15 protein-coding genes and 2 pseudogenes are annotated in these 14,167 nt (G+C 65.8%); 10 read left to right on the top strand and 7 right to left on the bottom strand.

Features of this window, described 5'->3' with window-relative positions:
• Nucleotides 1-46: 46 nt before the first annotated feature.
• Complete coding sequence (locus tag C6A86_RS14645) at nt 47-757, bottom strand: cutinase family protein (protein ID WP_105364727.1); 711 nt, start codon at nt 755-757, stop codon at nt 47-49.
• A 154-nt stretch (nt 758-911) separates the two neighbouring features.
• On the opposite strand from C6A86_RS14645, the gene C6A86_RS14640 reads away from it, so the two are divergent.
• Nucleotides 912-1,199 carry a putative quinol monooxygenase gene (locus C6A86_RS14640; protein ID WP_105364728.1) on the top strand — a complete coding sequence of 96 codons (288 nt, stop codon included), beginning with the start codon at nt 912-914 and terminating at the stop codon, nt 1,197-1,199.
• A 14-nt stretch (nt 1,200-1,213) separates the two neighbouring features.
• Here C6A86_RS14640 and C6A86_RS14635 read toward each other — a convergent pair.
• The 3 genes and pseudogenes from C6A86_RS14635 to C6A86_RS14625 all read right to left on the bottom strand — a co-directional run.
• Nucleotides 1,214-1,861, bottom strand: a pseudogene (locus C6A86_RS14635) (cutinase family protein); the annotation flags it as partial.
• Nucleotides 1,862-2,060: 199 nt separating this feature from the next.
• Nucleotides 2,061-2,207, bottom strand: a pseudogene (locus C6A86_RS14630) (nitroreductase); the annotation flags it as partial.
• Nucleotides 2,208-2,339: 132 nt separating this feature from the next.
• Complete coding sequence (locus C6A86_RS14625) at nt 2,340-3,020, bottom strand: cutinase family protein (RefSeq protein ID WP_105364729.1); 681 nt, start codon at nt 3,018-3,020, stop codon at nt 2,340-2,342.
• Between the two features lie 255 nt (nt 3,021-3,275).
• Between C6A86_RS14625 and C6A86_RS14620 the strand changes: the two genes are divergently transcribed.
• Complete coding sequence (locus C6A86_RS14620) at nt 3,276-3,950, top strand: Crp/Fnr family transcriptional regulator (protein ID WP_105364730.1); 675 nt, start codon at nt 3,276-3,278, stop codon at nt 3,948-3,950.
• Nucleotides 3,951-4,237: 287 nt separating this feature from the next.
• On the opposite strand, the gene C6A86_RS14615 is transcribed toward C6A86_RS14620, so the two are convergent.
• Nucleotides 4,238-4,882, bottom strand: coding sequence for an FKBP-type peptidyl-prolyl cis-trans isomerase (locus C6A86_RS14615; RefSeq protein ID WP_396833622.1), 645 nt, complete (start codon nt 4,880-4,882; stop codon nt 4,238-4,240).
• A 236-nt stretch (nt 4,883-5,118) separates the two neighbouring features.
• Between C6A86_RS14615 and C6A86_RS14610 the strand changes: the two genes are divergently transcribed.
• On the top strand, nt 5,119-5,334 hold the full coding sequence (locus tag C6A86_RS14610) for a hypothetical protein (protein ID WP_105364731.1): 216 nt from the start codon (nt 5,119-5,121) through the stop codon (nt 5,332-5,334).
• A 17-nt stretch (nt 5,335-5,351) separates the two neighbouring features.
• Here C6A86_RS14610 and C6A86_RS14605 read toward each other — a convergent pair whose 3' ends face one another.
• Nucleotides 5,352-5,969, bottom strand: coding sequence for a DUF5701 family protein (locus tag C6A86_RS14605; protein WP_105364758.1), 618 nt, complete (start codon nt 5,967-5,969; stop codon nt 5,352-5,354).
• A 99-nt stretch (nt 5,970-6,068) separates the two neighbouring features.
• Here C6A86_RS14605 and C6A86_RS14600 point away from each other — a divergent pair, with 99 nt between their 5' ends.
• The 6 genes from C6A86_RS14600 to katG all read left to right on the top strand — a co-directional run bounded on the left by C6A86_RS14600 (nt 6,069) and on the right by katG (nt 12,203).
• Complete coding sequence (locus tag C6A86_RS14600; protein WP_158263297.1) at nt 6,069-6,806, top strand: TetR/AcrR family transcriptional regulator; 738 nt, start codon at nt 6,069-6,071, stop codon at nt 6,804-6,806.
• Between the two features lie 101 nt (nt 6,807-6,907).
• On the top strand, nt 6,908-7,336 hold the full coding sequence (locus C6A86_RS14595) for an SRPBCC family protein (RefSeq protein WP_105364733.1): 429 nt from the start codon (nt 6,908-6,910) through the stop codon (nt 7,334-7,336).
• A gap of 468 nt (nt 7,337-7,804) precedes the next feature.
• The gene (locus C6A86_RS14590; protein WP_105364734.1) at nt 7,805-8,698 is read left to right on the top strand and encodes a manganese catalase family protein; all 894 of its coding nucleotides are present in this window, start codon (nt 7,805-7,807) and stop codon (nt 8,696-8,698) included.
• Between the two features lie 28 nt (nt 8,699-8,726).
• Nucleotides 8,727-9,311 carry a hemerythrin domain-containing protein gene (locus tag C6A86_RS14585; protein WP_105364735.1) on the top strand — a complete coding sequence of 195 codons (585 nt, stop codon included), beginning with the start codon at nt 8,727-8,729 and terminating at the stop codon, nt 9,309-9,311.
• Nucleotides 9,312-9,466: 155 nt separating this feature from the next.
• The gene (locus C6A86_RS14580) at nt 9,467-9,898 is read left to right on the top strand and encodes a Fur family transcriptional regulator (protein ID WP_105364736.1); all 432 of its coding nucleotides are present in this window, start codon (nt 9,467-9,469) and stop codon (nt 9,896-9,898) included.
• A 61-nt stretch (nt 9,899-9,959) separates the two neighbouring features.
• Nucleotides 9,960-12,203 carry a catalase/peroxidase HPI gene (gene katG / locus C6A86_RS14575; protein ID WP_105364759.1) on the top strand — a complete coding sequence of 748 codons (2,244 nt, stop codon included), beginning with the start codon at nt 9,960-9,962 and terminating at the stop codon, nt 12,201-12,203.
• Nucleotides 12,204-12,261: 58 nt separating this feature from the next.
• Here katG and C6A86_RS14570 read toward each other — a convergent pair whose 3' ends face one another.
• Nucleotides 12,262-12,552 (bottom strand): hypothetical protein, encoded by a 291-nt coding sequence (locus C6A86_RS14570; protein ID WP_142407033.1) that lies wholly within the window; start codon nt 12,550-12,552, stop codon nt 12,262-12,264.
• Between the two features lie 307 nt (nt 12,553-12,859).
• On the opposite strand from C6A86_RS14570, the gene C6A86_RS14565 reads away from it, so the two are divergent.
• A complete protein-coding gene (locus tag C6A86_RS14565) occupies nt 12,860-14,161 on the top strand; it encodes an NAD(P)/FAD-dependent oxidoreductase (protein ID WP_105364737.1) in 1,302 nt (433 codons plus the stop codon).
• Nucleotides 14,162-14,167: the final 6 nt, after the last annotated feature.

Here is a 14,167-nt window from a genome sequence, read left to right as displayed (position 1 = left end):
GCGTACGGCGGTCGTTGATCTTGGTCAGGTCGGGGCGCTGTTGCTGCTAGACCTTGCTTGCCGCGTAGGAGGCCGCCTCGTTGGCGATTCCGTTGATCCCGTACATGGCGTGCGCCATCGACGGCATGCCGCCGGGGGTTCCGTCGCAGATGGTGTCACCGGGTGCGCACAGTTCAACGGTCTTCGGCGCATACAACGGACCGACGGTGCTCAACGGGGCGCCGAACTGGTTGAGGAACGCATCGGACGGGTTGCCCAGCAGCACCACCGCGGCCACATTCTCGGACAGGTCGTCCGGCAGCGGATTCGGGATCGAGGACAGGTACTCGTCAGGCACCCCGTCGGGGACGGCGTCGGCCGTGACATAGCCGGCGACCACCGCACCCTGGGAGAATCCGCCGAGTACCACGCGGGTGTCCGGGCACGCCGCAGCGGTCGCCTCGATACGTGAGCCGGCATCTCGGACACCGTCGACCACGTTCTGCCCGAACGCAATTCGGTCCCCGAAGTTGTCGCTGGCGGGATAGTTCACCGGATACACCGACACCGATTTGCCGGGAGTCTGGGCCCGGAACGCATCGACGAAGGCCTGGCCGGTGCCCCCGACGCCGGGCGCCTCGGCGGTGCCGCGGGCGAAGACCACCTCGACGTCGGGGCAGGGCTCAGCGGAGGCGGCCGGGGCGGTGGTTGCGGTCACCAAGCCCGACGCGATCAGGGCACCGGCCCCCAGAAACCGCACGGATTGACGAAGACTCATCAGTGAACTCCTTCGGGATACGGCGCGCGCCTTTGCTGCAGACCGGCCTGCTGGTCTGTACCCGTGATGTTTGCCACTGAAACAGCAGCGGTGAGTTCTGCGGCCCGGTCGGGTCGATATCGGGGCACGGTTTCCTACGAGAGGAGCACACAGCATGGTCATCGTGGCAGGACATATCACCGTCGACCCGGCGCAGCGGGAGACCTATCTGGCCGGATGCGTCAGCGTCGTGGCAGCGGCGCGTCGGGCGGCGGGCTGCCTGGACTTCGCCATCGCTGCCGATCTGGTGGAATCCGGCCGGATCAACATCTTCGAACGTTGGGAATCCCAAGCGGCGGTCGAACAGTTCCGGGGTAGCGGCCCATCCGACGAGCAAGGCACGGCATTGCGGTCGGCGGCGATGGCCGAGTACGACGTTGCCGACGTGCGGAGTCTGAGCTGACCGCCAGGATCAGGCGCCGAGACGGGCGCGGCGGTGACGGCGCGGGCCACGAAGTCCGCCGCCTGCTCGGCCATGCCGTTGGATTTGTAGGAACTGTGTGCACTGCGATCCAGGCCGCCCGGGAAGCAGACCGGGTCTCCCGATGCGCACAGCTGCACCGTCTTCGCCGCGTACTGCGAGCCCACCGTGACGGGCGGCGCGTCGTGGTCGACGAGGTTCAGGAACCAGTTGTCGGGGGTGCCGAACAGCGCCACCGCCGCCACGTGCGGTGACACCGAGGCGGGCATCGGACCGATGCCGTCGGGAAGTGTGAGCCCGGCCGGCACCGTGTCGAAGGTGGTGTACCCCGCGACAGCCGCGCCCTGCGAGTAGCCGCCCAGGACGATCTTGGTGTCCGGGCACGTCGCGGCGATGTTCTCGATCCTGTTGCTGGCATCGGCGATCCCCGCGGTGGCGGCCTGGAAGTCCAGGGACGCCGGGTAGTTCACCCCGTAGATGTCGACGCTGTCGGACCCCAGCCGGCTGGTGAGCGCATCGACGAACGCTTGACCGGTCGCACCGACACCCGGGGCTTCGAACGTGCCGCGGGCGAAGACCACTTCCACATCCGGGCAGGGCGCCGCCGGATCGGCGAACGCCTTGGCGGTCGCCAGCGGTCCCATGGTTGCGGCCAGGAACAACACGGCGGCGGCGGCGTATTCGACGCGGTGCGACCGCGGGGTGTGTGACATCGTGGTGGCCATTTCGATCCTTCGTCTGCGGGGGGCGATCTTGAATGTGGTGATCAGCATCCCGCGATCGCCGCACCCGCACATTGACGCAGACGCCACTACTGGTCTTCCGGCTAGCACTACCACCGGCTCAGCCGACATCCCGGACAAAGGTCATCATTTCGGCCAGTGGGGCACGCATGGTGCGGACGTAGTCGACGGCGGGATCCTCATAGCCGATCGACATCCCGCAGAAGAGCATGAGTTCGGCAGGTGGAGTGAGCGCGTCTTCGACCGATGTGCCCGCCGACTCTGCACTGCCTCATATACGTTCACGCCCCGCCTGCCTCTCTGATCTGCTGGTGAGATCAAGCCTGGGCAGTGGCCGCGCATGGGCGAACCCTTGACATCGCGTGGCCGGTGCGTGGTCCTACACCCGCGCGGCGGCGAAGCCGGCGGCCTCGGTGACCATCCCGTTGGCGGTGTAGAGGTTGTGCGCCACCGGATCCAGTCCGCCCGAGCAGATCGGGTCGTTGACGGCGCACAGGTCGAGAGTCTTGGCCGCGAATGCCGAGCCGACGGGCACGTAGGGCTGGCCGATCAGGAAGAGGAACCGGTCATTGGGTTTGCCGAACAACACCACGGCGTCGACCTGGCCGGCGACATCGGGGGCCAGCGGCGTGGTGGTGCCGAACGCGAACGAGTTCGGCGGAATCGCCGGTGCATCTGCGGTGACGAGCTGGGCGACGGCGGCGCCCTGGGAGAATCCGCCGAGTACCACCTTGGTGTCGGGGCAGTCCGCCGCGAGTTGGCGGATGCGGTTGGCGGCATCGTTGACGCCGATGACCGAGGTGGGCCAGTCGTGGTTCGCCGGATAACTGACCGGGTAGAGGCCGACGGTCTTGTCGCCGACCTGGCTGCGTAGCGCCTCGGTAAAGGCGTTGCCGACGCTGCCTGCGCCCGGGCGCTCGGTGGTGCCCCTGGCGAAGACGACCTCCACGTCGGTGCAGGGTTCAGCGGAGGCGGGTGGCGACCCACCGAGCAGCGTGCCTGCGCCGGTCAGTGCGGCGGTAGCCAGCAGCGCGGCCACTGCTCGGGACTGAACTCGCATCGTTGTCGTGCCCTCCTCGGTGTACGGACGGATCTGCTCGGTGTCGGCAAAATGTCCTTCGCCGACGATGGTAGTGACCGCGTGACACAGCCCACGTCGATCATGAATAGACTCACGTTGTCGGGTCACGCGCACGCGCGGTGCTCGTCAGTTACGAATCTGTTCTCGGTTGTAAGGTTTTTGTAGTGCGTGCCATGCCGTCTCCGGCGGCGCGAGGCAGCTGTTACTTCAGCCCATGTCCGGAAAGGCAACTCGTTGAACGCGGTCCTGGCGCGCACGGCCATTTTTCAGGATGTCGATCCCGACGCGATGGCGGCGCTCGAAGCCGAGCTGGAGTGGATCACGTTCCGACGCAATCACACGGTATTCACCGAGGGAGAGCCCGGCGACCGGTTGTATGTCCTCGTGCAGGGCAAAGTCAAGATCGGCAAGCGTTCGGTGGACGGACGCGAGAGCCTGATCGCGGTGATGGGGCCGGGGGAGACGTTCGGCGAGCTCGCGCTGTTCGACCCGGGGCCGCGAACGGCGACGGTGACCACGCTGACCGAGGTGCGGGTGGCGGCGGTGGCGAGGCAGGCGCTGAGTGGCTGGATCTCCGAGCGCCCCGAGATCTCCGAGCAACTCCTGCGGGTGCTGGCGCGTCGGTTGCGACGCACCAATGACGATCTCTGCGACATGATCTTCACCGATGTGCCCGGGCGGGTGGCCAAGCAGTTGCTCGACCTCGCCAAGCGTTTCGGTAAGACCGAAGGCGATGTGCTGCGGGTGGACCATGAACTGACGCAGCTCGAGCTCGCGCAGTTGGTGGGCTCGTCTCGCGAGACGATCAACAAGGCGCTCTCGGAGTTTGCGAACCGCGGCTGGATTCGTCAGCAGGGCAAGACGGTCTTCGTGCTCGAACCGGCGAAACTGGCCCGCCGGGCCAGGTAGCTAGCGGCCCGGCGGCGCCGACTGTTCGGGTGCGGGCCGACCCCACAACGATCCGATCGCGTTGGCGCGCAGGGCATCCCAGCGCGGGCCGTGCGCCGGCCACGAGTGTTCGGCGCGCCTGACAACACCGGCCGACTGCGTTTTCTCCCCCTCGTTCATGTGGTGTCACTCAACGCCGCGCGGGCACGTCTTCGCAACCGATTTGTTCCACGGGGGTTCCGCGTGGCGGCTGCACGCGTCCACGCCCTCCCGGACTCCTCGGGGAGGGCTGGACGCGGGCTGAGCGTCTAGTTCGAGGCTTCCAGGATCTTGATGGCGAAGATGAGCGTGTCACCCTTCTGGATGCCCGCAGCGGGCTGGCCCTCCGCGTAGCCGTCTGCAGAGGTCATCGCGACCGCCACGGTGGATCCGACCTTCTGGCCGGCGATGGCCTTCTGGAATCCCGGGATGACACCGTCGAGCGGGAAGTCGACGGGAGATCCGGTCTGGTAGCTGCTGTCGAACACCGACCCGTCGCGTCCGTTGACACCCATGTAGCAGACCGACACCGTCGCGGTTTCCGGAACCACCGGCCCGTCGCCGGCCTTCAGGGTCTGGACCTGTGTCTCGGTGACGCTGAACGGCCCTTGCACGTCCACGACCGGCGAGGCGGTGTCAGTGGATCCGGTGACCGCGACGCTGCCCGTGGCGCCAGAAAGCGTCCACTCCGGTGCGCCGGGGGTTGCCGGTGCGGCCGACGGGCACGGGCTCGCAATGGGTGCGTTGTCACCAGCGGTGGCCGGGATGTCGAACACATCGTTGGTGGTGGGGGCGCTGGTCGAGGCTGCACTTTGGGTGTCGGAGCCGCATGCGGACACAGTCATGGCGATGGCCGCAGCACCGGCGAGAAGCGCGATGGAGGAGGAGACGCGAGAGCAATTCACCTTCGCCACGCTACCGCCGCAGCGCTTTCGTTTGGCGAGAAGGCCCGGTCGGCGCACCCGTCATCGACGGCGCGGTGGCGTCGACCGGTGGCCGGTGCGTGCTGAGTTGTTGTGCTGCCGCTGTTTTCGTCGAGTGTTCGCCCGCGCGGGCGCCAAATTGGATTGCGTGCACGCCGCGTTGCCGCCAACATGGAGAACCAGGGGACTGCCCGGCGGGGGCCGGGCGCATCAGGAGGGGGAACGACATGGGGTTTCGCAAAGGTGACATCGTCACTGCTCGTCGACGGATCGAGGGGATCGACGTTCCGGTCGTGCCGGCCGGCGCCACCGGGACGGTGACGACGACAACGTTGTTCGGAGGCCCCAAGCGGGTGCACTTCGAGGTCTCCGACGGCTGGGGGGAGAAGAGCTTCCAGGTGCGGGTGCGCCGGGGAGATGTCGCACCGGGCGACGCAAGCTAGCTTTGGGCGCGGCGGGCTCAGAGCGGGCTGCGCCGGGACGCCGACGCCATACCCAGCCAGGTGTGTCGATTGCCCGCCCAGCACCAGCCCACCTTGGGTGCACCGCGATTCGCGACACCGTCGCGTCCGGTTCCGCCGCTGATCCAGATCGCCGGTGTCCTGGCATCGAGGCCTCGTCGGGCACGTTTGCGCGACGCTATCGTCATGAAACAGTGATTTGCTTCAAGGCGTTCGGGTTCTTGCAACAGCCAGCTGATCCCTTCGGCGATGGTCAACGGGGTGCGTTCCCGTTCGGCGATCACCGGTAGCGACTCCTGGGGGCTCCAGTTGCGCATGTCGTCACCGCGGTCGACGTCATGGACCAGGTACAGCGGCATATCCGGGATCGCGACGCCGGCGATCGGTTCGAAGTCCTCGAGATCGGTCAGATCGGTCACCACGAAGCCGGCCTTGTCGTCATGACGTAGGAGCGGAGCGAGTGCCCGCGCCGGCGCGAGCCGGGGGTGCACGGCAATGACGGCGCCGGGCTCGTCGGGCAGCGCAGCCGCGTATCCGCGTAACTCGTCGGCATTGATCGCGGCGGCCTCCGCAATACCCGCGTCGAGCAACGCGGTGAGCTGGTCGGTCAGGGTCATCGACACTCCAGGGGGATGGGGCGCGCTCCGGGCAGCGCACACCGTACAGTGTACGGAACAACGTACGAGGGGTGTGTGATGCCGCGATCCAAGCCACACGTGAGCGACCCCGTGCGGCTCTCGCAGTTGCTCTGGTCCCAGGATCGGCCGGCCGGCCGATCAGGTCTGTCTCTCGGGATGATCGTGGGTGCCGGAATCGCGGTCGCCCGGCGCGAGGGAGTCGACGCGATCACCATGCGGCGGGTGGCCGCCGAACTCGAGGTCGCTCCGATGAATCTGTACTCACACATACCCGGCAAGGCCGAACTGCTGGAGTTGATGCTCGACGCGTGGGCGGCAGCGGTCTATGAGGCGGACGATCTGCCCGCCGCCCGCCCTGACCGGCGGGCCGCCGCGCTGTTCGTAGCCGAGCGAAACTTCGACGTGGCCGTCGCCCAGCCCTGGACGTTGGAGATTCCCGCCGACCGACTGGTGCCCGGCCCGGGAATGACCGCGAAGTACGAGGCTGAACTGGCTGTTTTCGACGGTGTCGGGCTCACCGATGTCCAGATGGACCACGCGCTGACCGGGTTGCTCGGGCTCGCGTCGGCCATGGCGCGCAACCAGGTCGGGCTCGAACGGGCCCGTGCGGACAGTGACCGCGACGACAATCAGTGGTGGCAGCAGGTGGGGCCGGCGTTGGCCACCGCCATGCGTGGGCGCGAATTCCCGTTGGCCGCGCGGGTGGGAACAGCCGCGTCAGCGGCGGCGGACGCGTCCGCAGATCCCAAGGCGGCACTCGACTACACCGCAGGACTGTTGCTGGATGGACTGGCGGCGACCGGCGCCGATCTGTGACCGATGTCATCGGCGCATCCGACACTCGGTGTGGTCCGATCGGCGGTTGTGGGTATGGGTGGCTGAAGGGATTTCCGTACAACAGGAAGCGCTGAGGAGAAATGGCGAAAGTCGATGTGTCGGTGTCGTCGGATCTGGCGCCGAATCAGGCCTGGAAGTTGGCCTCCGACCTGCAGCGGTTCGACGAGTGGCTGACCATCTTCGCCGGTTGGCGTAGCCCGCCGCCCGCGGCGATCGAGGAGGGCACCCAAGTGTCGTCGTTGATCAAGGTCAAGGGCTTTCGGAACACGATCCATTGGCAAGTCACCGAATACGACGAACCGCGACAGATCCGGCTGCAGGGCCGTGGCCGCGGAGGAGTACAGATCTCGCTGACCATGACCGTGGTCGACGACCGATCGGGCTCCACCTTTCACCTGGTGGCCGGACTTTCCGGGGGGTTGCTCGGCGGACCCGTCGGATCACTGGTCGCCAAGATGATCACCTCCGACGTTCGGAACTCGGTGCAGAATCTCAGCTCATTGCGCTGACCAAAGGCGTTTCCTCCGAACAGCTTGAGGGCCTCGGCGATCATCCGGTGGCCCTGCTGCTCGAACGGTTCGCCACCGACCTGGTGAGCCCACACTGCGGTTCCGATGGCCTCATGCACGGCCGAACATTCGCCCCTGTGCGGACCTGCGCTCCCGGCAACCAACGCTCCAGCAGGGCGGCCTGTCGATCGCTGAGTCGCCCACCATGCCATGACCGCACCGCCGTCACGCTACAGCGGATGCTCGCGCGACAGTGGGGTCAGGCGAAGCGCCTGGCCGAAAAGCGACTGGTCCTATGAATGATGTTGTTCCACAGCATAATTGACGGGCCAGTGAACGGGTCGCGATTTGAGGCGTTTGGCCCGGTCGGGCGGGGGTAAACCGGAACTACCGCAACCTACAGCCCAGCGGGTCGCCGGTGTTTTTGCACGCAATACCTGTGTCACATTGAACCTGTCGGGAGGCACCGTGTTCACTCACAACAAAGATCTTCAATTCGAAGTGCGGGTCAGCGAGCCCGATCCACGATTTGCGTCGTTGCTGATGGAGCAGTTCGGCGGCGCCAATGGTGAACTCACCGCTGCGCTGCAGTATTTCACCCAGGCCTTCGTACTCCGGGAGAAGAACCCCAAGATGTACGACCTGTTCATGGATATCGCCACCGAGGAACTCAGCCACCTCGAAATCGTGGGTACCACCATCACGATGCTGCTCGACGGGCTCAACGACGATCTCAAGATCGCCCATCAACGGTGCGACTGGATGCCCGCAGTGGCCAGTAAGACCGGCAAGGAGCAGGCCATTCACCAAGTCGCCGTAAACCCGATGTTCCTGGTGCTCAGTGGTGGAGGCCCCGACGTCAAGGACTCGGCGGGCAACAACTGGACGGGTGCGTTCATCGATGCCAATGGCGACCCCACCGTTGATCTGCGCAACAATCTGGCCGCGGAGTCGCGGGCGAAGGTCGTCTACGAGTACCTCAAGCAGTTCACCGACGATCCCGGGGTCCAGGACACGTTGACCTTCTTGATGACCCGCGAAGTCGCCCACTACCAACAGTTCACCGCAGCGCTCAACGAACTGCCGGTCAATTTCCCGCCGGGTCAGTTGCCGGGGGACCCGCGTTTTCAGAACGTCGCCTTCAACATGAGCAACGGTGACGGATCGGTGCGCGGTCCGTGGAATGAGGGACAGGGGCCGTGGCCCGACGGTGTCGAATGGGACTACGTCGAAAAGCCCGAAGAGCAGTGGCTGGGAACATCGCTGCGCAATAACACCGGTGCGGAGAAGAATCCCGACGGTCAGCCCGGGGTCGACGCCGATAAACCGTTCACGCACGAGCACCACACCGCCACAACGTGACCAGGATCTATCCGCAGAGGAGTGAGAGATGGATGCATTGACCTTTCTCCGTCAGGATCACAAGAGCGTGCTCGGCATGCTCGAGGTGCTCGACGGCGCACCCGAGGGAAACGGCGCGGCGGCCAGTGGTCTTCGCACCATGGTCACCAATCTGGTGATCGCGGAATCCCAGCACGAGGCGATCGAAGAGCAGTACTTCTGGCCCGCCGTCCGCGACGCGCTCGAAGAGGGTGATGAGCTTGCCGACAAGGCGGTCGAGCAGGAGCAGGCCGGCAAGCAGCTGTTGCAACAGCTGGAGGACAGCGAGCCGGGGGAGCCCGAATACCAAGAGGCACTGAAACAGTTCGTCAAGCTGGGCCGCGACCACATCGCTTTCGAACAGGACATCGTGTGGCCCCGGTTCCAGGCCGCCGTGGCAGAAGAGGAACTGGTCAAGCTGGGTGAGAAGCTGGAACGGGCGAAGAAGGTCGCGCCGACCCGGCCGCACCCGGACACACCACCAAATTCGACGGTGCTGAAGACGATGGGAATGGCAACGGCAACCATGGATCACATCCGTGATGCCGCAACGGGTCGTGCCGCGGACAATCCGCCGGATCCGCAAATTCACTGAGGAAAGAACAGCGGGGCGGCGAGCCGTGTGCAATGGCTCGCCGTCCGGCTTTCTGCGTTCGTTCTTTGCATTGACACGCTGGCACTACATGATGCGGCGCAACGAATCTGGAGAAAAACTTGATAGTGTCCAGAAGACGGGCCACACTCGAGAAGATGGCTGATGTCCCAGGCTCCACTTCGTTACTGCGGGCGGCCGGACTCCGTGTGACCCGGCCCCGGCTGGTCGTGATGGACGCCGTCGAGATGAATGCACACGCCGATACCGACACGATCTTCACCGCCGCACGACGGCAACTCCCGGACATCTCCCGCCAGACCGTGTACGACATCCTGAACGCTCTCACAGCGGTCGGCCTGGCTCGTCGCATCCAGCCCGCCGGAGCCACCGCTCGCTATGAATCCCGCGTCGGCGACAACCACCACCATGTGGTGTGCCGGTCCTGCGGCGTCATCGCCGATGTCGACTGCGCCGTTGGCGAGGCGCCGTGCCTGACCGCTTCCGACGACCTGGGTTTCGATATCGACGAGGCCGAGGTCATCTACTGGGGTCTGTGCCCCGACTGTGTGAGAGCGCGGACCACCTGACTGATCCGACTCCTGATCCGACCATTGTGCAGCCCGCATGAAACCGACGAAAGGCGAGAAGATGACCGACACCTCCGATGCCCGGCCCCCACACTCCGACACCAAGACAGACAGCGGGAGCGAATCCGAGAACCCGGCCATCGACTCACCGCACCCCAAGTCGCATGCCCCGCTGACCAACAAGGACTGGTGGCCGGAGCAGGTCGATGTGTCAGTGCTGCACCGCCAGCCGGCCAAGGGAAACCCGCTGGGTGAAGGCTTCACGTACAGCGAAGAGTTCAAGAAACTCGACGTCGAGGCGCTCAAGGCCGACATGCTTGCGCTGATGACCTCGTCGCAGGACTGGTGGCCTGCGGACTACGGCAGCTACGCCGGTCTGTTCATCCGGATGAGCTGGCACGCCGCCGGTACCTACCGGATCCACGACGGGCGAGGCGGCGGCGGCCAGGGCGCGCAGCGCTTCGCCCCGCTGAACAGCTGGCCCGACAACGCGAACCTCGACAAGGCGCGGCGGCTGCTGTGGCCGATCAAACGCAAGTACGGCAACAAGCTGTCGTGGGCGGACCTGATCGTCTACGCAGGCAACGTCGCCCTCGAGTCGGCGGGCTTCGAAACGTTCGGTTTCGCTTTCGGTCGCGAAGACATCTGGGAACCTGAGGAGATCCTGTACGGCCAGGAGGACACCTGGTTGGGCACCGACAAGCGCTACGGCGGCACCAACGACAGTGACAAGCGCGAGCTGGCTGAGCCGTTCGGCGCCACCACCATGGGGCTGATTTACGTCAATCCTGAAGGGCCCGAGGGGAAGCCGGATCCGCTGGCCGCTGCCCACGATATCCGTGAGACCTTCGGTCGGATGGCGATGAACGACGAGGAGACGGCAGCGCTCATCGTCGGTGGTCACACGCTCGGCAAGACGCACGGCGCCAGCGCCGACGATGTGGGTCCCGAGCCCGAAGGAGCGCCGATCGAGCAACAGGGTCTGGGCTGGAAGTGCCCGTTCGGCACCGGCAACGCCGGGGACACCATCACCAGCGGCCTGGAGGTGGTGTGGACCGGTACGCCGACGCAGTGGAGCAACGGATATCTGGAGATCCTCTACGGCAACGAATGGGAGCTGACCAAGAGCCCGGGCGGGGCATGGCAGTTCGAAGCCAAGGAGGCAGCGGCCACCATCCCGGATCCGTTCGGCGGACCACCCCGGAAACCGACCATGCTGGTGACCGACGTGTCGATGCGGGTCGACCCGATTTACGGGCGGATCACCCGCCGCTGGCTCGATCACCCGGAAGAGATGAACGCGGCGTTCGCCAAGGCCTGGTACAAGCTGCTGCATCGCGATATGGGACCGGTGAGCCGCTACCTCGGCCCGTGGGTGGCCGAGCCACAGCTCTGGCAGGATCCGGTACCGGCGGTCGACCACCCGCTCATCGACGATGCCGATATCGCGGCGCTGAAGAGCAAGGTCCTCGAATCCGGGCTGTCGGTCCCGCAATTGGTGAAAACGGCGTGGGCATCGGCATCCAGCTTCCGTGGCACCGACAAGCGCGGTGGAGCCAACGGCGCCCGGATCCGTCTGGAACCGCAGCGTAGCTGGGAAGCCAACGAGCCTTCGGAACTGGACAAGGTGCTACCGGCGCTGGAGAAGATCCAGCAGGACTTCAACGGTTCCGCCGCCGGAGGTAAGAAGGTCTCGCTGGCCGATCTGATCGTGCTTGCCGGGTCGGCTGCGATCGAGAAGGCCGCCAAGGACGGCGGTTTCGACGTCACAGTGCACTTTGTACCCGGGCGCACCGATGCCAGCCAGCAGGACACCGACGTGGAGTCGTTCGCGGTGCTGGAAACGCGAGCGGACGGTTTCCGCAACTATGTGCGACCAGGCGAGAAGGCAGCGCTGGAGCAGCTTCTGGTCGACAAGGCGTACTTCCTGGACCTCACGGCACCCGAGTTGACGGTGCTGGTGGGCGGACTGCGTGCCATCGGCGCCAACCACGGTGGCACCAAGCACGGCGTGTTCACCGACCGGCCCGGTGCGCTGACGAATGATTTCTTCGTCAATCTGCTTGATATGGGCACGGATTGGAAGGGGTCGGAGTCAGCCGAGAACGTCTACACCGGGTACGACCGCGGCACCGGCGAGGTGAAGTGGACGGCCACGGCCAATGATCTGGTCTTCGGCTCGAATTCGGTGCTGCGCGCGCTGGCCGAGGTCTATGCGCAGGATGACAACAAGGGCAAGTTCGTCGAGGACTTTGTCGCCGCGTGGGTCAAGGTCATGCACAACGACCGTTTTGATCTGAACTGAGCTACCGCATATCGAAAGGGGCGGGATCCGAGGATCCCGCCCCTTTCGATATGACTATTTAGGGCGTGCCGACGCACACCGACCCGACGCACGCGCCGGCACCGTCGGGACCGGCGCCCGCACCCGCTCCTGGAACACCGGCAGATGCGCCGCCGGGACCGGCTTCCGCGCCCGCTCCGGGAACGCCCGCGGTGGCTCCGCCGGGGCCTGCCCCTGCGCTGGCGCCGGGTGCAGTGGCCGTCGCGCCGCCGGGCCCGGCGTCGGCACCCGGAGCCGGGGCCGGGGCCGGCGCGGAGGACGACGGCGCAAGCGTGGTGGTGGCCGCACCGGTAGAGGGAGTGGTCGTCATCGTCGACTCTGTTGTCGAGGTCTCTGTCGAGGTTCCGCTGTCGGAACTGCAGGCGGTGAGCCCGCCCGCCAGCACTGCGCCCGCCACTGCGGCAGCGAGGGGGAGACGGCGGACAATCTGAACGACGGTCATATGTGACTCGATTCTGCTAGTGCGGCTGCCGAACAGTGCGAACACTGCTCTGCGGGAACGACCCCGATGTGTTACCCGCTTTCAATGCGGGTTAAGCACGGATCCCCGCCGTAGAGTTTCGGGGCGGGGGAGGAACGCGATGTCGACGCAGTCAGCGGTGGTGTGCGGGGCAAGCATGAGCGGCCTGTTGGCTGCTCTGGTGATGGCAGAAGCGTGCGACGCGGTGACGGTGATCGAGCGCGACACGCTTCCCGATGGGGTCTCACAACGGCCTGGGGTGCAACAAGGCCTGCACCTCCACATGTTTCTCAGCTCTGGTCTCAGAGCGCTCGAGGATCTCCTGCCGGGCGTCAGCGAGGAACTGCGGTCACAGGGCGCGCCGGTTCTCGATTCCCGCGACCTGTCGCAGGCTTATCTCGACATCAACGGGCGCGTTTTGTGCAGGCACGGGACCGTGTCTGATCCCGAAGCCATAAGGGTCGTCCTGGCAAGCAGACCGCTGCTGGAATCCGTTGTCCGTGAGCGGGTTCGCTCGCTGTCGAACGTGACGTTCCTGGACGGTCATGACGTGATCGAACCGACGCTGAATGGGCACACGGTGACAGGGGTAAAGGTCGGTAGCCGCTGCACAACGCGTGCGTTCGAGGTGCCGGCCGATGTCGTCGTCGACGCATCGGGCCGATCGGCCCGGACACCGGCATTCCTGGAAGCTCACGGGTACGGTCGGCCGGTCGAACAGACCTACCGCGTGCAACTCAGCTACGCCAGCCAGCTTTTTCGCGTCCCCGACGGAGTGCTCCACGAAAAGGCCGCCGTCATCAGCCCGACCCTGCAACGTCCCACCGGCGCCGGAATGCTCGCGAACGAGAATGGCACCGTGATCTTCACGCTGATCGGTATCGGAGGACAGCGACTCCCCGCCGATCTGCCTTCCGTCCTCGAGGGCGCGGCCCGGCTCCTGCCACGGCATATCAGCTCGGTGCTCAGGGCGGCGGAGCCAATCGGCGAACTTCACCACCGTCGGTACCCGGCCAGCGTGTGGCGGCGCTACGACAAGCTGACATCCTTTCCCATCGGACTTCTGGTCATGGGTGACGCGGTGTGCAGTTTCAACCCGGTCTACGGGCAGGGCATGACCTCTGCGGCGCAGCAAGCCCGCGCACTGCGAAAGGCCCTCGCCGACAACGGTGCTCCCGATCTGAGCAGAGCCTACTTTCGCAAGGCCGCCCGCCAGATTGCCCCGATATGGCACGCAAACCGGCTCAACGACTTTGCCGTCACACCGACAACCGGATGGACGATGTGGCCGCAGCGGGCGTTCAACGCCTACACGTCGGCCTACATGGCCGCGGCCTCCGACGACGCGGGGCTCACCGAGGCGTTTCTCCGGGTCCTGCAGGGCATGGACTCAGGGTTCACGCTCGCCTCTCCTGTGCGCGCGGCGCGTGTCATTGCGCACTCGGTCCGGCGGCGATGAGTTCCA

This window comes from Mycobacterium sp. ITM-2016-00316 (genome assembly GCF_002968335.2).
Lineage (GTDB): Bacteria > Actinomycetota > Actinomycetes > Mycobacteriales > Mycobacteriaceae > Mycobacterium.
The sequence above is the reverse complement of the archived record's forward strand: the minus strand, read 5'-3'. Positions and strand labels throughout refer to the sequence as shown.

Bases quoted from the DNA above. Each gene is read 5' to 3' on its own strand.
- C6A86_RS14640 (WP_105364728.1), top strand. From the start codon at position 912: ATGGTCATCGTGGCAGGACATATCACCGTCGACCCGGCGCAGCGGGAG.
- C6A86_RS14645 (WP_105364727.1), bottom strand. From the start codon at position 757: ATGAGTCTTCGTCAATCCGTGCGGTTTCTGGGGGCCGGTGCCCTGATC.
- C6A86_RS14605 (WP_105364758.1), bottom strand. From the start codon at position 5,969: ATGACCCTGACCGACCAGCTCACCGCGTTGCTCGACGCGGGTATTGCG.
- C6A86_RS14570 (WP_142407033.1), bottom strand. From the start codon at position 12,552: ATGACGACCACTCCCTCTACCGGTGCGGCCACCACCACGCTTGCGCCG.
- C6A86_RS14595 (WP_105364733.1), top strand. From the start codon at position 6,908: ATGGCGAAAGTCGATGTGTCGGTGTCGTCGGATCTGGCGCCGAATCAG.
- C6A86_RS14585 (WP_105364735.1), top strand. From the start codon at position 8,727: ATGGATGCATTGACCTTTCTCCGTCAGGATCACAAGAGCGTGCTCGGC.
- C6A86_RS14625 (WP_105364729.1), bottom strand. From the start codon at position 3,020: ATGCGAGTTCAGTCCCGAGCAGTGGCCGCGCTGCTGGCTACCGCCGCA.
- C6A86_RS14580 (WP_105364736.1), top strand. From the start codon at position 9,467: ATGGCTGATGTCCCAGGCTCCACTTCGTTACTGCGGGCGGCCGGACTC.
- katG (WP_105364759.1), top strand. From the start codon at position 9,960: ATGACCGACACCTCCGATGCCCGGCCCCCACACTCCGACACCAAGACA.
- C6A86_RS14565 (WP_105364737.1), top strand. From the start codon at position 12,860: ATGAGCGGCCTGTTGGCTGCTCTGGTGATGGCAGAAGCGTGCGACGCG.
- C6A86_RS14610 (WP_105364731.1), top strand. From the start codon at position 5,119: ATGGGGTTTCGCAAAGGTGACATCGTCACTGCTCGTCGACGGATCGAG.